We start from the raw sequence: 20,070 nt of genomic DNA, 5'->3' as shown, positions 1-20,070 counted from the left end.
CCCACTTATAAATAGAGTGTCATAGCACAAACAAACAGAGACAGCACCCGTTAGGGGCTGTCTTTTTTGCTGCCGGAAAAAGGAATCGAGCAGGACCCGGTTTCCTAAGTATCGTAATTGACTACATAATTGTGCATTTCGGTGCTGTAATGCCCTGCGCTGAATTCGATCAGAGCACCGTGCTCATCATAGGAATAACGCAATCTTTTCAGTAACGGCGTTCCTGCTTTTACCTTCAGCATATCCGCAATGTAGGAAGGTGCGGTGACGGCAGCAAACTCATCCCGATATTTTTCCAAGGCAATGCCGTGATCTTCAAGCAGCTCATACAGGGATTGATCGTTCAAATCCGTAAGCTCGATTGCGGCCATTTGCAGTGAGAGATAGTGGGAATAGTGAATATAGGGGGTTTCATTTAAGTGATACAGCCGCTCTATATAGAAACAGCGCTCTCCAAACAGCTGATATTGTAAGGTTTCAGCCGTATTCGTGACAACTTCAGCTCGCAGCAGCTGCTTGTGAATTTGGTAGCCTTCTTCAACGAGCACCTCTGTGAAACGTTTCCATTTGGATAGCTTGGACAAAGAAGCATTACGAATGACCTTAGTGCCTTTGCCACTGCCTTTTTCCAAATAACCTTCTTGCGCCAGTTCTTTGATGGCATTGCGAACCGTGATTTTGCTGACATTGAATTCCTGCTCCAGCTGGGGCTCGGAAGGAATATTAGAACCTAAAGGATACACACCGTGTAAGATGCGATCCTTCAGGATATTCATAATTTGCAAATACAAGGGTCGTTTATTGCGGGATAAATTCACCTAAACGTTCACTACCTTTCTACATCGCCTACGGCTTCCGTCATCGCGCGCATAATATCGCTTTCGGATGACATGGGGGTATCGCCGACAATGGTATGTGCAAGCATGCCTGCCGCTGCTGCGAACCCGACAGTTTGTTCGGGGGTAAATCCTTGGATTTCCCCATGTAAAATACCGCTTGTGTAGGCATCTCCTGCACCAATTCTATCATAGATGGAAAAAGTGAGCAGATTAGAAAAGGTGAACGCTTGATTCTTATAAATAAACCCGCGCAAGGAATGGGTGTTGTCACTGTTAATGTGACGATGCGTTCCTGCAATGACAGCGATTTGATACTTCTCTGCAACTGCTGGGATCAGTTCTGTCAGCTGGTTTTGGCGTTCTGTCTGATCGGTATGCATACCTAGGATGTACATGGCATCCTTCTCGTTCATCATAACAATGTCCGCAAGCTGCAGCATATCCTCGTAGTGAGGTTTTGCCTTCGCATAGCCGCCTTCGCCCCAGTGGGCCGGACGATAATTGCAGTCGAATACAACGGTACCGCCATTCGCTTTAACTTCCTTGGCCAAAGTTTTCATATGCTGACGCACTTGGTCATTCATAGCCAGTGTAATTCCGCAGAAATGGACAATATCGATGTGCTTAGCAAGTTCAGCAAAATCATAAGTGTCCTCAGGAGCAGTATTAAAGCTGCTGTCCTGGCGATTGGAATACGTTACTCGGCTGGGCCGGGCACCGAACCCATTTTCTAAAAAATACATGCCGACGTAGTTTCCGCCACGTGTAATCAACGAAGAGTTGATCCCTAGTTTACGCAAGTAGGCTTCCGCGGCATCCCCCAAAGCGTTGGACGGCAACCTGGAGATCAGGTATCCCGTATGCCCGAAGCGAGCGAGGGCTGAGCTTATGTTCACGCCAGTACCGGAGAACGTGTAGTGGAGCGAGCTGGCTTGAGACAAGAGCTCATAACCTGGCACCTGCAGGCGCATCATAACCTCTCCAAAAGCTCCAATCCGCTTAGCCATGTTGATCAACCAGTTTCTTCATAATGCTTAGCAATTCGCGAACATCCGAGGTATTCGTTTTTCCGGACGCTTTGTCGATGATCGACGAATACACATGGGGGATGACTTGCGGAACGTTCGCTTCAAGCGCGATGCGAAGTATCGTTTCAAAGTTTTCCATGTCGATGCCGCCGGTTGGCTCTAAAGCAAAGCCTTCTTCGCCGCAAGCCTGGGCGACGGCGCGCAGCTCATCTTCACAGCTAAGGCCGTTCATCGGGAAATACTTCAGGGCATTCCCGCCCATGTCGCGTACAAGCGCGATCGCTGTTTTCACAGGTACGATGGCATGCTCGGATTGAGCGGCGCTCACAGGACCTGTTGAGATATTGACATAACCTGCGCGGCCGGTTGGAGAGACCAAGCTGTTGATCCAGCTGTCTTGTTCGCCGAGATTTGCTCGCGTCGCGCCAACGGCAGGGAACACTTGATTGATGTGCGTACCCGGATAGTGCTTGGCAATGGCTGCGACGACAGCCGCCTGACGATTATCTCCTGCGCCAAGTCCGATGGATACGGCTTCGTCTATCGCTTTGCCATATTCTTTCATAGCGGCAACGGCCGTTTCTACGGTTGGATAGTCCTTTGAAAGTACACCGACAAGCACATAGCCTTCGGCTGCTTCGAATACTTCTTTCGCGTTTTCTACGCTGTTAGCGAGCACGTTAAGAGCTGCGCGGCCTTTATAAAGTCGTTTTGCCATGTTGGACATGTTATTGACCTCCTGCTAGTTTACGTATTTGATCGGCGATAACCTCAATATCATCGCCTTGTAGAGGACGTGGGTCGATATCGAAATAGCCTTGTCTTACACCGTAATCGCGTGTATAAATGGCGATTTCATCTTCTTGCAGCCCGGTTACGACTTCTTTAGCCGTCGTTCCTGCTTGCTCCGGATCGATATGAATGCGCCCGCGGAAAATTGCCCGGCCGGCTTCGTCTTGGACGATTGTCACTTTAATCCCTTTCAGCTCGCTGAGAGGCATTAGCACTTGCAATGCAGCTTTTTCCAGCTCGCTTTTATCCTCTTTCACGCCGTATTCATCCAGCGCTTGAAGCAAGCCGAAGGTGGTTTCTTTACCTACTTTCATACTCCGCCCAATGCCGTGCAGCTGTACTTTAAGCCATTCGATATAGGTGCGTTTACCGCCGACAATCCCTGATGTGGGGCCTTCGATCGCTTTAGAGCCGCTGTAAATGGCGAGATCCGAGTATTTCACATACTTTTGAATATCTTCTTCCGCTGCCGCATCCACGATAAGCGGTACGTTATTACGCTGTGCAACTTCCCATGCTTCTTCTACAGAAATCATGTTTTTTTGAACTGCATGATGGGATTTCACATAAAGAATAGCGGCTGTATTTTCGCTAATGGCGTCCTCGATATGCTCTGCTTTCCCTTCATTAGCGTAACCAACTTCGATGAGCCTGCCGCCTCCGAGATACACCATCGTTTCCACCGGAGCCCCGTACTGGACGTTGTGGCCTTTAAGAATAATGATATCACGTTTGGCAATCGGGTCCTGATGCAAGCGTTCGCTCATCCGGCGATTTCCTTGCGTGACAACAGCCGCGACAGAGAGTGCGATACCGCTTGAAGCGGAATTAACGACAACAGCAGCTTCGGAACCAAGTATATTCGCAATATAGTCGCCGGCTTTATCGACGAGATCCGCGATTTCAACGTAATTTTGCCCGCCGTGTTTCATCGCTTCCATGACGGTATCGGTCGGTGCGGAAACACCCAGAATACTCATGCGTCCACTTGCATTGATGACACGTTTAAGGCCGTATTTAGCATTTAATGAGAGCGCCATTCACAACTACTCCTTTGGGTTGAATTGTTTGGTCTGCCGTGCGCTGGTCACCTTCAGAGTCGGTGAGCACCAGTTTCTCGTTCTGAACCGTGAACATCGTGAGGTTAGCCGTATCTCCAACTTGGATGCGGCCAAGTTCAGGCTTGTTCAGCCAACTTGCAGCGTGGGAGGTAACCGCATCAATCACTTCTTGAAGCGAGTAGCCCAAGTACAGAAATTTCGTCAGCACATTGGACAAACTATAAACAGGTCCGTTCAAGCGATTCCCGCGGTAAATGTCCGTCGAAATCGTATCCAAACTGATATGGTGCTTTTTCGCGGCTTCAGCCACCTTGAAAGAAAAGCTTGCTGTGCCGTGGCCGACATCCAGATGTACGCCCCTTGCCAGCGCCTCCGTCAAAACCTGCAAAGGCTTGCCCTCTTCATCAAAAAGATTATTCGCTTTCCCGTTCAAATAATGGGTAATGATATCTTTCTCTTCTAAAAGCGAGATCACATCTTCGATACTTGGCGGTCCTGAACCGATGTGGACCATCAAGGGAAGTGAGGTTGCACTTGAAAGTGCCCGCGCAGCGCGCAAAGGAGCAATGCCGGAGTCGCGCACAACGCTTTTGCTAATTCTCGCTTTTAAACCGACGATAAAGTTTTCGTAAGTCCTTGCCGCTTCAACAGCCTTCTCGTTATTAATCCAGGTCATGTCCGATAACTCATCGACTCTTTGTAACCCAATGCGCGAAATGTTTAAAAAAGCAAATAAGTTCGTTTTGGCCTGCTCTCTGCTTGCAGCTAATTCCGCAATGCGGTCAGCTCCGCAGCTTCCGGCGTCAACAATCGTAGTAACACCTTGCTTGATGCCAATCTCATCGATCTCATCGCCATAAGGATCAAAGGCAGGAAACGCGTGAACGTGCATATCGATCCAACCGCTTGAAACATATGCGCCTGAGAAGTCTACAATCTGCTCGCCTTGTCCCTGTCCGGGACTCGTCAATTCGGCAATTTTTCCGTCTTCGATTACAATATCGAGAAATTCTCCGTTTACATGCTTGACATTGTGTAGGACGAATCGCTTTTGCATGTAGGTCACCTTTTTCTGTAAATCAAATTATTAGCGTTTTCATGATGTCTTCCGTGTAAGTTCTCCATGTAAGTTTTCATTATCTGTTGGAGATGGTTGTCAATCAGTCCATTTAATATAACGTTATAATGTTAGATTAGCATATTGGATTGGTTAAGTAAATATAACGTTATAATGTTTATAGGTGCGCTTGCGTGGGTTGCCGAACTGATGGTGCGGAGGTTGGAGGCGGGGATGCGGAACAGATGGGCAAACGGGGAGAGAAGAATAGGAAGTAGCGCAAGAAGTACGGAGTACCGTGGGTTAGCGAGCAGGCGTAAGAGGAAAGGAGTATTGTGGATAGGGAGCAGACGTAAGAGGTAAGGAGTACCTTGGATAGTGAGTAGGCAGAAAAGGTGTGGAGTATCGTAGATATGGGGTAGGCGCAAGAAGTGCGAAGTACCGTGGGATAGCGAGCAGGCGTAAGAGGTAAGGAGTATTGTGGATGGCGAGTAAGTGCAAGTGGTGCGGAGTACCGTAGGATAGCGAGCAGGCGTAAAAGGTAAGGAGTAGCGCAAGACGGGGAGAAGTCGCAAGAGACACGTAGAGCGAGTTATCGGAACAGTAGAACTGTGTACTCAAATACGTTTTGTGACCGGTTATCGGAATTCGGGCCGATTTCCAATCGATATGGGAACTACAGGGCGCTATTTGTGCTGGATTAGCCTATTTCAAGGTTAAAAGGGAACTACAGGGTCTTATTTCCCGCTGGACGGAAGTCTTACGGTCAGAAACGAAGAGATAGCGGATCATAGTCCCTATGATCTGCCAAAGACCAACTTTTGGTGGAAATAGCGGACTATAGTTCCCATTCACACCCCACTCGCGCAGCCAATATGTAAGAAAGACTGTATCGCGAGGGAGTCATGTTCCACACTTGAGGCAGCTCATCTTATCTAAGTCGGCGGGAATAAACCATGCCATAAGATGTCGATAATTTTGGTAGCGGCCAGACTTTCCTGCGGAAACAATTTTTTGCCGTCCCCATCGCGTGCGTGCCCCATCATCAGCAGAGAGGTATACGCGCGGGCAATGAACCGCGGGTCAACGGGACCGATTTCGCCGGATGCGGCGGCTTTGCTGAATTCATGCTCCAACGCATCGAGGATGCCCTGCTCGGATTTCCGCATCATGTTCATTTGCTCCTCGGAGAGAACAGCCTCCATTTTGCGCATGAAGGAATGAAGATCGAAATCAATAGCTTTCAAATGCGCTTCAGTGATATCCAATAATCGATCGCGAAGAGAGGTTGGCTGATTTAAGCGCATCAAGGTCACTTTTCTGACATTATCCATCAGCTGCACCATAGAGGCTGTCAGCAGATCCGACTTCGATGGATAATAATAATAAACCGATGCCTTCGTTACCTGACACTCCTTCGCGATATCATCCATTGAAACGGACTCATAGCCTCTGGACAGAAACATCGGTATGGCTGTCAGAATAATTTTTTGCGTGAGCGGCATTTCGCCTTGCGCGGCGCGGGGGCGGCCGAGCGGCTTTGTTTTTTTGTCCATAGGAATCGCTCCATCTCTGAGAAAAAATAGAAAATCAAAAAATCATTGATTAATTAACTGTCCAGTATATATAATTAATTACATCGTCATCATTCCAATGCAGCACCAATAATAGTTTCATAAGAAAAGAGGTTGCATATGCACGAAAATCCCTTGTTTAGCAAGCTGGGCGCAGTAGTTGCCGGTCGACGCAGTAAATGGGTAACCGTCGTTGTATGGGTTTTGTTAACTGGAATTTTATCGGTCTTTCTGCCTAACGTCAATTCGCAAGAAAATAATGCGGCACATCAGCTGCCGAACGATTCATGGTCGCTTCAAGCCAGTGAAACGATGCGGGAGCATTTCCCGAGCAACGAAGGAGTACCTGCCCTAGTCGTCTGGTATCGCGCTTCCGGATTAACGGAAGCAGATATAAGCGGCGTGCAGAAGGTTACGAAGCAGCTAACGGAAGCGCCGCTGGCTGCGCAAAAGGGGCTGCCGCCCTTGCATCAACTGCCAGCTCCGGCTGTCAAAAGCATGCTGTCCAAGGACGGGACCCTGCTCGTGCTGCCGATCTCTTTTGAAGAAGGGACGGAGACAGAGGTTCTGCAAAAAGGCCTGAAGAAATTGCAGGAAATAACGGCAGCTCAGCTCGGCGGCGACCCGTTCGCCGTCAAGGTGAACGAGGAGGGCCTGCACGCCCGCATAACGGGTCCGGTGGGCATTCAAACCGATGCTACAGCGTTATTCAAGGGAGCGGATATTGCGCTGTTGCTGGCAACGGTCCTTTTGGTGCTGGTGCTGCTCATCTTGCTGTATCGCTCCCCGATTCTCGCCATCATTCCGCTCATCGGGGTTGGCTTTGCTTACGGGATCATCTCGCCGATCCTCGGTTTCCTTGCCAAGCAAGGCTGGATAACGGTTGATGCGCAGTCCATCTCGATCATGACCGTGCTGCTGTTCGGTGCGGGAACGGATTATTGTCTTTTCTTCGTAGCCAGATATCGACAAGCCTTGCTGGAAGAGAAGGATAAATACGCTGCTTTGCGCGCATCCTTCGGAGGATCAACAGGTGCGATTGGCATGAGCGGCCTGACCGTCATTGTTTCTTTATTAGGGCTGTTATTTGCCCATTATGGCTCAAATCATCGATTAGCTATTCCGTTCAGCGTAGCAATTTTCATTATGGCGATTGCCAGCTTGACGCTGGTTCCGGCGCTGCTCGCTATCATTGGCCGTGCTTCATTCTTTCCTTTCATCCCCTTGACGTCTGAAATGCGGGCCGAGAAGGAAGCACGGAAAGGTAAAAAGGTACGCGAGCAGAAAGCTGTCGGCGCTTTTAGCGCTGCATTGGGGCGTGTCGTAACAGAGAAGCCTAAGCGCGTATTGGCAATCAGTTTGATCGTCCTGCTTGCGCTTGCGGCTTTAGCTCCTCAAATCAAGTTTACGTATAACCTCCTAGAGTCTTTTCCGTCGACCATGCCGTCACGTGAAGGGTTTACGCTGCTTTCCGAGCATGTTTCTCCGGGTTCGCTGGCTCCGGTGAAAGTCATTGTCAATACGGAGGGGAAAGAGGCAGATGTACAGGGGGCGCTTGCCAAGCTGCCGTATGTCGAATCGGTTTCGAAGCCGGCAGGCAGCCAAAAAGACACGAACGTGCTAGCTTATGAGCTCATTTTCAAGCAAGATCCATATGCGCTGACTGCAATCGAGAAAATACCGGAAATCCGCGGTGCGGCCGAGCAGCAGCTTGCGAAGGCAGGGGTGTCAGTTCCGCAGGTTTGGGTTGGCGGCGAGACGGCAACGCAGTACGATAGCAAAACTGTCGTGGAACGTGACACTCGCGTGGTCATTCCGATTGTCATCGCGGTGATTGCCTTGTTATTGCTCGTTTATTTGAGATCAATCGTTGCGACGGTGTATCTAATTGCCACTGTGCTGCTCTCGTATTTTTCAGCATTAGGCGCGGGTTGGCTCATTCTGCACTATTTTATGGATACGTCAGCTATTCAGGGGTTGATTCCGCTCTATGCTTTTGTTTTTCTCGTAGCCTTAGGCGAGGATTATAATATCTTCATGGTGTCAAGCATATGGCAGGAGCGCGGCCGTCTGAAGCTGAAAGATGCGATTCGCCTGGGCGTAAGCACAACCAGCTCTGTTATTACATCGGCCGGACTGATCCTTGCCGGTACTTTCGCAGTGCTCGCTACGCTGCCGATCCAGGTGCTGGTTCAATTCGGCGTCATCTGCGCGATTGGCGTTATTCTGGATACATTTATCGTTAGGCCGTTCCTTGTTCCTTCGATTACGATACTGCTTGGAGAAGCTTCGTTCTGGCCCGGTAAAATAAAAAGGCAGCCGCAAGTCGCGGCGGAAGATACTCGTCCCTAATAGAAAGGAGCTGTCCGCGAATTGCGGCAGCTCCTTTTATCATTTAGTCGATAATTTGAAGAATATCATCGATCTCTTTGCGGGCCAATTTGCCCGGGCGATCCTTCGGATGACCGAGGGCGATAACCATATTGATCTGACATTCATCCGGAATGTTCAGATACGCGCGGATTTGATCCTGAGCTAGCAGAACAGGACCTGTCATCGGGCATGTTGCGAGACCTCTGGCATGCGCGGCAAGCATGAGATTCTGGGAGGCTAAGCAGGAACTTTTGATTCCTTCTTCGGCCCAGACCGCATCATGAACAAGCTCAATCGGATCAAAAATGCGATCGCGGAACTTCGACTCGTAAGGCGTCGCTAAGCAGATGATCAGCACAGGAGCATCGGAAAATGCTGTGGCATACGGTCCAAATGATTTCACGAGAAGGCGCGCTTCCCGGGAGAGACCTTTTTCCTCGGCCGCTGCCGCTCTGAGGTGGAGCTGTTCCCATGTCAGCTGTTCAATATGTTTAATCTTCTCTGTATTTCGTATCGCAATAAACTTCCACGTCTGGGAATTCGTATCGCTTGGCGCATAGCGGGCGCAATCGATAATTTCTCGAATATCTTCTGTCGCGACTTCCTGCTCAGTAAAATTCCGAACGCTGCGGCGTTCTAGTACAATGGACTTGAAATCCTCATAATTCATAAAAAACAATTACCTGCCTTTGCTGCTTCATTTTCGTTATCATTATTACTTGGTACTAAGACTATAGTATAAAACAGTTGTCACTGCAGCACAACCGTATCTCCTTCTTGGAGACCTTTGATGACCTCGGTTTTCTCCGGCGTTTCCATGCCGATCTCAATTTCACGGCGTTCAACGCCTTGTGGCGTCTGGAGCATAACGTAGTAAATGTCTTTCTCATGCATCACTGCTAACGTGGGGACGACGGTAACTCCGTTTTTCTTTTCGGTCTCGATCGTACCTGAAAGACTGAGTCCTGCAATAAGCTGCTCGTCCGGTTCCAGCGAAATCGTAATCTCGAACTGTGCGGAGGCGGAGCCTTGATCGGTGCCGGACTTCGCAAATTTCGATACTTTTTCAACTTTGCCCTGTAGTTTTTTCTGCTTCAAGGCTTCTACTTTTACTTGGACGGACATGCCCGGCTTAATCCGAAATACGTCGAACTCACCGACGGTACAAACTAATTGCAATTTCGTCAAATCCACAATTTTCCCGATCCGCACGCTTTCTTCGACGGATTTTGGGATTTTGGAAGAATCTTCGAATAAGAAAATACCGTCCTCGGGAGCCGTAAAGGCGGCCTGTTCTACTTTCTCCTGCTTCTTCGCGAGCTGCAATTGAATGGATTCGTCATTGACCTGATTCAACTGCTCTTGAATTTTCCGTCCCTCGGAAGAGGCAAAGCGGGAGCGGGCATCATTCTCACTGACGGCGCCGGCTGCACCGCCGGTTGTTTCTCCTTCAGGACCGGCTGCTTTGAAATTAGCAAGATCAGACTCCAGCTTCTGCTTCTTCAGATTGGATTGCAGGGAGGCGATCTCACTTTTTAACGGTGTGGCATCAAGCTCGAACAGCAGCTGGCCCTTTTTTACCTGAGCCCCGTCTGTGATCTGCCAAGCTTTGATTTCACCGCCAAATGGCGCATAAACACGTGTTTCCTTCTCGTAAGACGATTTTCCTTTGACTTCAACACTGTTGACAAGATCCTCTTTCGTCACTTTAAATTGCAAGGCGCTGGGAGCTGCTGCTGGGTTCGCATTCGTTCCTTTCATTGCCTTGGGGTGGCTGGAAATGTATAAAAAGCTGCTTATACCGCAGACAATGATGGCCGTTAAGAGTAGTATCCAGGTTTTCTTTTTCCTCATGCTTGGCAAACTCCTATTCTCGTTTAATTGCAGTCAATGCATCAGTGCGTGATGCTTTAATAGCGGGGTACAACCCCGAAAGAACGCCGGTCATCACAGCGAAGAACATACCGACAGGAAGAATCCAGAGGGAGATGAATAATATTTCAGCCTGCTCTCCCGAACTAGAACCGAAGCGGATAATAATTAGATTGATTCCCCAAATAACCCAATAGGAGAGCAGAATGCCTACAAGGCCGCCAAGCATGCCCAGGAGGGATGATTCCACAATAAACATGTTGCGGATTTGCTTTAAATTCGCCCCCAATACTTTCATGATGCCAATCTGTCTGCGGCGTTGATGGGTGGACATCGTCATGGCGACAACAATGGAGATCGAGGCTACGAAAAGCACGAAAAGTCCGACACCCGTGAGCAGCAAACGAACGATAACGAACTCGCCTTTCATCCGATCCTCTTGATATAAATTGGTTTGCGTATTGAGCTGAAGCTTCTTAATCCACTCGTCAACCTGCTTTACGTTGGCGCTGCTGTCTATTTTAACTTTCACTTCGGAATATTGAACCCGTCCGCCGGGCACCGATTTGTTGAGGGCTTCCAGTATTTTGAGACCGGTCTGCGGCGACACGTAGGCGGTTTTATTTCCTTGCAGCATGGAATCAGGCAGTCCATCGGGCTTCTTCAGTATGCCAGTAACGCGGAGCGATACCTCTCTAGGCTCGGCAATAGGGGTGCCAGAGCTTCCTCCGGACTGCTCTTGATAATTATTCGATTTCAAAAGCAGTTGCTTTTGATAAAGCGGATAAGGTATCGTGCCCATTTGGCGGTATGTTTCGGCTTGTTCCTTGCTTGGATTTTGCTGCATAAGCTTGTTGCGAATTTCTATCGTCTTCAAATCCAACACGCCAAGAGTAGTGCCGTAATTTAGAACGATATTGTTGTCTTGACTGCTTGCCCCGCCTTGTTGGAACTTGGAGTCGAAATCTTCCAATGTCGTCAGTTCCGTAGCAATGAGATGAAGATAGCTTTGTTTGCCGTCATCGACCGTGAAGTTGAATTGACCCAAATCTTGAAAGCTGGCAACGGATTTCACATGAGGAAAAGTACGAATGAGTTCGAGCTTACTTGGTGTCAGTTTAGACGGGCTGTTCGAATCGCCGCTTTGATCCGTAATTGTAATTTCATCTGTTTTGAGATAGAAGCTCATTTGCTTCTGGCTGTAATGCTGTATCGATTCGCCAAAGCCGAGCGCCACCATGATGGAAGCAGAGCCGATGGCAATCCCTACGGTACACAGCGCGGTTACAACCTTGCGCCGCTGCAGTTGGTCCCAGCCTAGTCGAACGTAATCCTTGAACTTCATCCGGTCTCACCTTCCTGAGCAGTTTCTTCCAGCAAGTATCCGTCGCGAAGTTGCAATATCCGCTGAGTCCGGCGTGCTACCTCGTGCTCGTGAGTGACGATAACGAAGGTGATTCCTGAATTTTGATTCAAATCAATGAGCAAATCGATGATTTCGGCTTCCGTCTTCGTATCGAGATTGCCTGTGGGTTCGTCGGCAAAGACGATGGCCGGCTTCGTTATGAGCGAGCGGGCGATGCTGACACGCTGCTGTTGTCCTCCGGAGAGCTGCGACGGGAATAGATCGGACTTATCGCCAATACCGACTTGTTGTAAAAGCGCCAAAGCTCTCTGTTTGCGTTCCGTGCCGGAGATGCTTTGGAAGACGAGAGGCAGTTCTACGTTTTCGCGGACGGTTAGATGTGGTATTAATTCATAAGATTGGAAAATAAAGCCGATGTGCGTCCGTCGAAATTCCGCCAAGCGGTTTTCGCTCATTTTTTCAATCGCCTCTCCGGCAATGGAGATAGAACCTCTGGTAGGCTTCATTAAGCCGGCCATTAAATTTAATAATGTTGATTTCCCGGAGCCTGAGCTGCCGAGCAGAGCGACCATTTCGCCCTGCTCTACCCGGAAGCTAAGTTCATGCAGAACGGGAGTATCCTCTTGCCCTGTGCGGAAACTGTGAGATAACCGTTCAATGGCTAACACGAAATCATTCCCTTCATTTTTAAAAACTACCTGCGTCCCGGCAAGCGTTCATCGTTCTGGAATAGATGAGTGCCCAGGAAACCGATCGTTGCGACAATCGATAAACATCCGGCAATGACGTAGACCGTGCTTCCCCCCGCAGCGTCATAAATCCAGCCGCCTAATGTACCGCTAATTAATCCAGCGATGCTTGACCAGGCAACAGCAAATATCGCTTGACCGGACGAGCGGTATTCATCCGGAATAATTTGGCTCAAATAGCGGTTTGCCGTAATCAGGAAAACGCCGAAGGTCAAGCTGTGCAGGAGCTGTACGCCGATGACCCATGCAGGATTATGGATGGAACCCATAATGAAAAAGCGCAAAGCGTAAATGATTCCGGCAAAGGCAAGAAGCGGCAATTCTTTGAACCGGTGCCCGTGCTTGCTAAGCAAGAAGAACACGGGGATTTCACTGAGCGCGGAGGCCATCCAGGCGTAGCCGATCAGTGAGTCGGAAGCGCCGAGCTGCCGCATATAGAGGGCTAGGAAGCCGTCATTAAAGCGGTGAGAGACAGACATGATGATGATTAGCGTTAAGAACCAGACAAACTTCTTGGAACGAAGGATGCTCAACATGCCGCCAAGGGCCATTTTCTTACCGCTCTGACGAGCGTCCTTTAAGAGAAAAACGAGGATTAACGAGCAAGAAATGGTGAACAGACAAAGAATTGGCGTGAGACCTGTTCCGTAGTGTCTAAGCAATATGCCGAAGCCTCCGGCCGATACGGCGAACCCGATGGAGCCCCATACGCGAAAGGAGGCGTAACTTTTGCCGCTGGACCGAATGCTTAGCATGACTTGACTGTCGTTGAGCGAATTGACCGGCTGCTGAAAGAAGAAAAACATCGCTAAACAAACGTACAAGAGCGAAAACCAGCCCGCCGTAAAAACGAAGATGGCTGTTACAAGCTGACCGATAATCAGAATGATCATGATTTTCTTAACCGTTTGAAAACGGTCGCTCAGGAAGCCCCATAACAAGTTTGTCGCGATCCCGATTAATGGCCCAATCGCATAGAGCAATCCGATTTGAAGCTTGGAATACCCTTTGTAGTCAAAGTACAGGGGGAAGAAAGTGACCACAATGCCCATTGTCATAAAAAAAGAAAAGGTGAACAATCGGAGCAGGTTATGTTGCGACTTTATAAGATTAGACGTTTGCATATAGGGTTATCACTCGTTTTCGCTACAAATTTTTTGAAGAGAGACTTGGCTGACGCACCTCGGAGGTGCGCTTAAGCACGTAGACGACAACTAACAACTCAGCGAGCATGCCAATGGATTGGGCTAATGCGCCTATCATTCCATTCCAGCCCGGAACGGTCCAAATGGCCATAAAAAGCGTTAAAACCGTTACTATAGCATTCGCAGATTGCGAGAAAACCATGATTTTCGTTTGCCCTCTGAGCATGATGATACCGTTCATATAATCAAGCCAAGGAAATACAAATGTCATAATCATAAAGATACGCATAGCACGCAGACTTGCATGCATAAGCTCAGAATTGACGCCCATTACGTGAAACATAAACCAAGGTCCAAGCGGCGTATAAGCTAGAATAGCGATAAGAGTTCCAGGTATAAAGCTTAGAATGAGCACAAACCGGAGAACCGATGTGGCGTCTTTCCGGTAGAAATTCAATACGATTTGATGTATGTAGGAGAAAAAGCTTAAAACCAGCTGGGTTAAAGAGCCGGCAATCGCAAAAGATGATATCGCAAGATGAATTTGCGTTGTTTTCCCTAAGACCGCATTAATCGCTGGGCCAATGATGACGGCAATGACCGATGAATACAACAGCGGTTTATAGAAGCTGAAAATTTGTTTTTTGGTTTCAATCGGATGTCCAGGCGCTTTTTCCGGTATCACTTTTTTAAGCAAGCTGGATCCTTCCCAGACGGCTACCAAAGCTTCAATCACCATGCCGAGCAGAAAAATAATAGCGCCAACCCGACCGCTGGAAACATTATCCGTAGTAATAAAGTATAACGATAACAAATACATGGCGACGATACGTACGCCCATCCCGATGGTTAACCATTTCGTCCGCATGTTAAAAATAATGATGCCGTGAAACAAGCACCTCAAACCGGAGAAAATGCTTACGTACATTAAAATGCGATAAACACTGAGCGTAGTGTCCAATAATTCGCGTTCGACGCCAAAGAAATAAAGAAATACCCATTCTCCGACCGGCGTGTAGCATATAATGAGACCAATAAGAATAATGCAGGCAAATACATATGAACTTACCGCAGCCATAGCCCGGAAGGAGATACGGTCTCTGACGAGGGCCGAACAAGCTTGTCTAAGCAAAACAACCGGCTTCTCGGTTAAGCCTAACAAACTGAGCGGTAACGCATAGCTGGCAATGACGACTTCGGGGTTATCGGCCCGGGCGAGTGTGCTGTTGATGATGACGTGCGAGAGGGTAACAAGCGTTGCAGAAAGGCCGAGGGGGAGAAAAAAGGAGATTAGCTGTTTCCATGAGATTGTTCTGTTCGTTGTTGAAGCGGTCATCTGTATCTCTCCTAACTGATAGTCCCTTCTAAAAACGTTATTTAAGTATACCAGAAAATGAAATATTGTTGACATACAATTTTAACTGGAAACCCAAGGTTTGAAGTGATACATTTAAAGGTAGAATGTTTCTTGAACTATCGCAGCATCTTTTTACTGCAAGGAGGTAATTCAGAAGAATGAGCTGCTATTTTCAATATGATGCCAGACTCGGCATCGAGACTCCGGCGTTAGAATCTGATTGGGATTCGTATCCTGCCAATGTACGCGTTGATATTTTATTTCAATGGGAACAAATTCGCGGGGTTATTCCGGATCGCATCATCAAGCTGGAGGCCATTATTATTCGTAAACAAAACCAGTTGGATCAGGAAGATGACTTTATTACTTCGTGTCGATTGAATTCTGAAATTGCTGATTTGGCATCGATCATAAATGATCTTCACCTTTGGTTCCGGATTAATCAGGATTTGGAATCGAAGACCCACCATTAAGTTTGTCTAATGAAAGGGAGAGTGACTGGCATGCATAGCAATAAAGATGGGGCAGACTGGCTGGGAGCTATTGCGAAGCCGCTATTGGAGCATCTGCCTGCGTTATATCCAATTGAAGAATGGGATTTGGCCATGGACGCTAACATCGAAGCGATGTTACCTGCCAACATGACCCAAGGCACTCCGGAGCAAGAGATGTACGGCATGGCTATTAAAGCGGGCTTGTACTTATTAAATGAAAGCCTAGACAAATCGCATGATATTGCCCAGGAAATTACAAATGCTACCGGCAGTTATTGGCATGCTCTCATGCACCGGATGGAAGGCGACTATAGCAACGCGAAGTATTGGTTTAATGATGTTGGGCACCATCCTATTTTCTCCAATTTAATTGCGTGCGTGCGAGATTATTTGACTGTGAAAGATTTGGCGGATCTGGACAATGAGGCGCTGCGCCAGAAGTTGGAAGTGCTGATTACATCGCCTGTTTGGAACCCTTGTGTTTTCATTGACGTGGTAGAGCTGCAAGTGTCCTTGGTTCAAAATTCAACAGTAGACAGTTGGCTGAGACATATTCAGCGATATGAAATGCAACTGCTGCTGCAATATTGCTATGAACAAAGTTGTGGAGGAAGTCTGCTTGAAGCAATTGAACAGAAGTAGTGCAAAGGTTCCGCAAGGTCCGCTCCGTTTAATGCTTAGGGTGTACCGGTACATTTTGCCGGATGTAGGCGAGCAGCTATCTGTTTGGAAGAAAAGAGCGGAGAACATTCCAGATACGGAGCTGCGTACGCAAGCTTTAGCCAGTATAGCTACCAAGAAATTCCATTGCCAGGGCGGCGCCGTTTATGCAGCTGCTAATTTGCCGATGCGCCATGTATTAATTCCGCTTATTGTCGCATTTCAAACGATTAGCGATTATTTAGATAATTTGTGTGATCGCAGCACCTCCTTAGATCCCCAAGATTTTCGACAGCTCCATCAGTCGATGCTGGATGCCGTAGATCCCTCAAAACCTTTGAATGATTACTATGCGTACAGACACGAGAAAGAAGACGGCAACTATCTTCGAGATCTCGTTCTGAAATGCCAGTCCTGTATCGATTTGCTTCCGTCTTATGGACAAGTCGCAGATCAGGTGCGGGATTTCGTTGCATTATATTGCGATTTACAAGTGTACAAGCATATTCGCAAGGATATGCGGGAGCCTGAGCTTCAGCAATGGTGGAATCTTCATCAACACCGGTTTAAGCAGATCGCATGGAATGAATTTGCGGCAGCGACGGGCTCGACTTTAGGAATGTTTATGCTGTTTCTGGCTGCCTGCGACTCACATTTGAGCGACAAACAGGTAGCGTCGATTCGCGAAGCTTATTTTCCCTACGTATGCGGATTGCATATTCTGCTTGATTATTTAATTGATCAGGAAGAAGATATTTTGGGCGGCGATCTCAACTTCTGCAGCTATTACGGCTCGATGGAGGACACGGTTGAGAGGATTGCATTCATCGTGCAGGAGGCGCGCAGTAAAATTTTGTTCTTGGAACATCCGCGATTTCATCGTATGATAATCGAAGGTTTGCTTGCGCTCTATTTATCAGACCCAAAAGTGAATGGACAACAACAAGTTAAAAACATATCCAAGCGTCTAATGAAAAATAGTCCGTTAACCCGGTTATTTTTCTGGCTAAATAGCATGTTTATTCGCACGACATCATGAATGTCATTCACAAGAATTTGAAGGAGGAAAATGAAATGTCAGCAGTAAAGTCAATTGCAGTATTAACAAGCGGTGGAGACTCGCAGGGGATGAATGCGGCTGTTCGTGCGGTTGTACGAAGCGCATTGTTCCATGGTCTGGAAGTTTATGCCGTGCAGCGCGGCTATCATGGTTTGATTAACGATGATATTCGCCAAATGGATCTTAGAAGCGTTGGCGATATCATTCAACGCGGTGGAACGATTCTGCAAACAGCGCGCTGCAAAGAGTTCATGACTCCCGAAGGCCAACAAATCGCGGCGGATAACCTGCGTAAGCGCGGGATTGACGGCTTGGTTGTTATCGGCGGAGACGGTTCTTACCAAGGAGCGAACAAACTAAGCAAGCTGGGTATCAAAACGATGGGTCTGCCGGGGACAATTGACAATGACATCCCTTTCACTGACTTTACGATCGGTTTCGATACGGCGGTGAGCATCGTGGTTGACGCGATCAACAAGCTTCGCGATACGATGACGTCACACGAGCGTTCTTCCGTTGTAGAAGTTATGGGCCGTCATTGCGGTGAGATTGCGCTTTATGCAGGGCTTGCCAGCGGCGCAGAAACAATCATCGTTCCTGAGGTTGAGGTCGATATTAGCGAAGTGGCTAACCGCATGAAGGACAACTTCTCCCATGGCAAACGCCACAGTATCATCCTCGTAGCCGAAGGAGCGGGAACAGGTGACGGGATTGCGAAGCAGATCAACGAAGTTGTCGGTATCGAACCGCGTGTGACCGTGCTGGGCCATATCCAACGCGGAGGAACACCTACGCATAACGACCGAATTCTGGCAAGCCGTCTTGGTGACTTTGCTGTTCGCAGACTGATTGAAGGCGATTCTTCCAAGGCGTGCGGTGTCATCAAAGGCGAGTTAGTCGCTACGGATATTGATTTGGTAGTTAATACAAAGCGCGAGTTTAACAAAGAGCTTTATGAACTGGCTAGCCGTTTATCGCAATAAGTCTCTTAAGATAGGCGGTGAGCTTATTGACAGGGCACAGGTCTTTGTTTATAATAGCGAACAACGTACAAAGCGACATTATGTCTGTGAAGAGCATCCAACTCGGAGACGTTTATGATCGGAACGGCTGATGACTGAATAGGCATCGACTTCTCTCTAAATAAACCGGCACCGCCCGTTAACGCGGAACCAAGCGGATGATGGCAAGCAATTGTCGTCATCAAGTTGGGTGGCACCGCGAGCAGAACGCTCCTCGTCCCAATTCGGACAAGGGCGTTCTTTGTCTTTTTCTCACAATCGAAAAGGAAGCGGTGACGGAGTATGTTGGATATTAAATGGATTCGCAATCATCAAGATCAAGTTAGAGAAGCTGCTGTGCAAAAGGGAGTAGACTGTCCCCTTGAAGAGCTGCTGGAGGCAGAAGAGAAGAAAAGACAGCTGCAGCATCGTGTCGATCAACTTCGTGCAGAACGCAATCGGGCGACAGCGCAGATTGCAAAGCATATGGCAGAGAAGAACCGGTCGGAGGCCGAGGCACTGAAGGAGCAGGTTCGCAGCTGGAATGCAAGCCTTGCCGTAGACGAAGCGGAGCTTGGGAAAGTCGAGGAGCGGTTCAAGGAGCTTATGCTGACAGTGCCGAACCTATTTTCACCGGAAACGCCTCTTGGTGCTACGGATCAAGATAATATTGTCATTAAGGTTGTGAGACAGCCTGCAGCCTTCACATTTGAGCCCCGCGATCATATGCAGATTGGGGAAGACCTGGATATTATTGACGTTCCAAGAGGTGTAAAGGTGGCAGGAAGCCGCAACTATTACCTCAAAGGGATGGGACTTCATTTACACCGGGCGGTTCAACAGCTGGCCATAGATTTGCTAACAGACCGAGGCTTTACCGTCATGGACGTGCCGCTCATGGTTCGCGAAGAAACGCTCGTGAACGCAGCATTTTTTCCGGCAGGCAAAGATCAGACCTACGAGCTGCAGGAGGAGAACAAATGGTTAGCAGGCACGTCGGAAGGACCGCTGGTTTCGTACTATGCGAATGAAATCGTCGATCTCTCGCAGGGACCTATCCAACTGGCGGCCGTATCGAATTGCTTCCGCAAGGAGGCGGGGTCGGCAGGCAGAGATGTGCGCGGACTGTATCGGGTTCATCAATTCGCGAAGGTTGAGCAGGTGATAGTTTGCGAGAATGATCCTGCAGCAGCCGATCAAATGCTGGACCAAATCACTCGGAATGCGGAAGACATTCTTGACTTGCTGGAGCTGCCATACCGGATCGTTGCCGTATGTGCGGGAGATATGGGAGCCAAAAATTATAAGCAGTACGACATTGAGACTTGGATGCCAAGCCGAAATGCGTATGGCGAAACGCACTCGTCGTCAAGCCTCCTCGAATTTCAAGCGCGCCGCAGCGGGCTGCGTTACCGGGATGGAAACGGCGAGCTTCGCTACTGCTTCACACTCAATAATACAGCTGTTGCCACACCGCGCATCTTGATTCCTTTACTTGAAAACCATCAACAGGCAGATGGTTCAATCTATATCCCTGCGGCGCTTCGCCCTTATATGAGAGGCTTGGCGGCGATACCAGGCAAATAACTTAAACGCACCTTAACACTACGAAGAATTCGAAGTAGGATAAGGTGCGTTTCTA

General features: G+C 48.4%; 19 protein-coding genes. 6 read left to right on the top strand and 13 right to left on the bottom strand.

All coding sequences use genetic code 11. The annotated features are described in order from the left end of the window. Positions 1–104: 104 nt before the first annotated feature. The 6 genes from GC097_RS12625 to GC097_RS12600 all read right to left on the bottom strand — a co-directional run bounded on the left by GC097_RS12625 (position 105) and on the right by GC097_RS12600 (position 6,333). Complete coding sequence (locus tag GC097_RS12625; protein ID WP_171683644.1) at positions 105–818, bottom strand: GntR family transcriptional regulator; 714 nt, start codon at positions 816–818, stop codon at positions 105–107. Between the two features lie 11 nt (positions 819–829). Beyond that, positions 830–1,846, bottom strand: coding sequence for a sugar kinase (locus GC097_RS12620; RefSeq protein ID WP_171683643.1), 1,017 nt, complete (start codon positions 1,844–1,846; stop codon positions 830–832). Further along, positions 1,839–2,594 (bottom strand): 2-dehydro-3-deoxy-phosphogluconate aldolase, encoded by a 756-nt coding sequence (gene dagF / locus GC097_RS12615; RefSeq protein ID WP_171683642.1) that lies wholly within the window; start codon positions 2,592–2,594, stop codon positions 1,839–1,841. The genes GC097_RS12620 and dagF overlap by 8 nt, the downstream gene beginning before the upstream one ends. A 1-nt stretch (position 2,595) precedes the next feature. Continuing rightward, positions 2,596–3,699 (bottom strand): DgaE family pyridoxal phosphate-dependent ammonia lyase, encoded by a 1,104-nt coding sequence (locus GC097_RS12610; protein WP_171683641.1) that lies wholly within the window; start codon positions 3,697–3,699, stop codon positions 2,596–2,598. After that, positions 3,677–4,777 carry an amidohydrolase/deacetylase family metallohydrolase gene (locus GC097_RS12605; RefSeq protein ID WP_171683640.1) on the bottom strand — a complete coding sequence of 367 codons (1,101 nt, stop codon included), beginning with the start codon at positions 4,775–4,777 and terminating at the stop codon, positions 3,677–3,679. Before GC097_RS12605 ends, GC097_RS12610 begins: the two co-directional genes overlap by 23 nt. 935 nt (positions 4,778–5,712) lie before the next feature. Then, positions 5,713–6,333 carry a TetR/AcrR family transcriptional regulator gene (locus GC097_RS12600; protein WP_171683639.1) on the bottom strand — a complete coding sequence of 207 codons (621 nt, stop codon included), beginning with the start codon at positions 6,331–6,333 and terminating at the stop codon, positions 5,713–5,715. Between the two features lie 138 nt (positions 6,334–6,471). On the opposite strand from GC097_RS12600, the gene GC097_RS12595 reads away from it, so the two are divergent. Beyond that, the gene (locus GC097_RS12595; protein ID WP_171683638.1) at positions 6,472–8,703 is read left to right on the top strand and encodes an MMPL family transporter; all 2,232 of its coding nucleotides are present in this window, start codon (positions 6,472–6,474) and stop codon (positions 8,701–8,703) included. Between the two features lie 43 nt (positions 8,704–8,746). Here GC097_RS12595 and GC097_RS12590 read toward each other — a convergent pair whose 3' ends face one another. The 6 genes from GC097_RS12590 to GC097_RS12565 all read right to left on the bottom strand — a co-directional run bounded on the left by GC097_RS12590 (position 8,747) and on the right by GC097_RS12565 (position 15,192). After that, positions 8,747–9,394, bottom strand: coding sequence for a nitroreductase family protein (locus GC097_RS12590; RefSeq protein WP_171683637.1), 648 nt, complete (start codon positions 9,392–9,394; stop codon positions 8,747–8,749). 80 nt (positions 9,395–9,474) lie between these two features. Then, the gene (locus GC097_RS12585) at positions 9,475–10,578 is read right to left on the bottom strand and encodes an efflux RND transporter periplasmic adaptor subunit (protein WP_171683636.1); all 1,104 of its coding nucleotides are present in this window, start codon (positions 10,576–10,578) and stop codon (positions 9,475–9,477) included. 13 nt (positions 10,579–10,591) lie between these two features. Then, positions 10,592–11,941, bottom strand: coding sequence for an ABC transporter permease (locus GC097_RS12580; RefSeq protein WP_171683635.1), 1,350 nt, complete (start codon positions 11,939–11,941; stop codon positions 10,592–10,594). Continuing rightward, complete coding sequence (locus GC097_RS12575) at positions 11,938–12,630, bottom strand: ABC transporter ATP-binding protein (RefSeq protein ID WP_171683634.1); 693 nt, start codon at positions 12,628–12,630, stop codon at positions 11,938–11,940. Before GC097_RS12575 ends, GC097_RS12580 begins: the two co-directional genes overlap by 4 nt. A 26-nt stretch (positions 12,631–12,656) precedes the next feature. Beyond that, positions 12,657–13,835 carry an MFS transporter gene (locus GC097_RS12570; protein ID WP_171683633.1) on the bottom strand — a complete coding sequence of 393 codons (1,179 nt, stop codon included), beginning with the start codon at positions 13,833–13,835 and terminating at the stop codon, positions 12,657–12,659. A gap of 22 nt (positions 13,836–13,857) precedes the next feature. Continuing rightward, a complete protein-coding gene (locus tag GC097_RS12565) occupies positions 13,858–15,192 on the bottom strand; it encodes an MATE family efflux transporter (RefSeq protein WP_171683632.1) in 1,335 nt (444 codons plus the stop codon). 179 nt (positions 15,193–15,371) lie between these two features. Between GC097_RS12565 and GC097_RS12560 the strand changes: the two genes are divergently transcribed. Genes GC097_RS12560 through pfkA form a run of 4 tightly spaced genes read left to right on the top strand, consistent with a single transcriptional unit; the run spans position 15,372 to position 18,410 of the window. Beyond that, positions 15,372–15,686 (top strand): hypothetical protein, encoded by a 315-nt coding sequence (locus GC097_RS12560; protein WP_171683631.1) that lies wholly within the window; start codon positions 15,372–15,374, stop codon positions 15,684–15,686. A 30-nt stretch (positions 15,687–15,716) separates the two neighbouring features. Beyond that, complete coding sequence (locus tag GC097_RS12555; protein ID WP_171683630.1) at positions 15,717–16,349, top strand: hypothetical protein; 633 nt, start codon at positions 15,717–15,719, stop codon at positions 16,347–16,349. A 31-nt stretch (positions 16,350–16,380) separates the two neighbouring features. Next, positions 16,381–17,406, top strand: a complete 1,026-nt coding sequence (locus GC097_RS12550) for a tetraprenyl-beta-curcumene synthase family protein (protein ID WP_171683775.1) — start codon at positions 16,381–16,383, stop codon at positions 17,404–17,406. Between the two features lie 35 nt (positions 17,407–17,441). Then, positions 17,442–18,410: a 6-phosphofructokinase gene (gene pfkA / locus GC097_RS12545; RefSeq protein WP_171683629.1), complete on the top strand. Its 969-nt coding sequence runs from the start codon at positions 17,442–17,444 to the stop codon at positions 18,408–18,410. Between the two features lie 23 nt (positions 18,411–18,433). Here pfkA and GC097_RS12540 read toward each other — a convergent pair whose 3' ends face one another. After that, positions 18,434–18,646 (bottom strand): hypothetical protein, encoded by a 213-nt coding sequence (locus tag GC097_RS12540; RefSeq protein WP_171683628.1) that lies wholly within the window; start codon positions 18,644–18,646, stop codon positions 18,434–18,436. Between the two features lie 85 nt (positions 18,647–18,731). On the opposite strand from GC097_RS12540, the gene serS reads away from it, so the two are divergent. Beyond that, positions 18,732–20,015 carry a serine--tRNA ligase gene (serS, locus tag GC097_RS12535; protein ID WP_171683627.1) on the top strand — a complete coding sequence of 428 codons (1,284 nt, stop codon included), beginning with the start codon at positions 18,732–18,734 and terminating at the stop codon, positions 20,013–20,015. Positions 20,016–20,070: the final 55 nt, after the last annotated feature.

It is taken from the genome of Paenibacillus planticolens, assembly GCF_013141725.1.
GTDB lineage: Bacteria > Bacillota > Bacilli > Paenibacillales > NBRC-103111 > Paenibacillus_E > Paenibacillus_E planticolens.
Note: the sequence above shows the minus strand (reverse complement) of the source record. Positions and strands in the feature narration are given on the sequence as shown.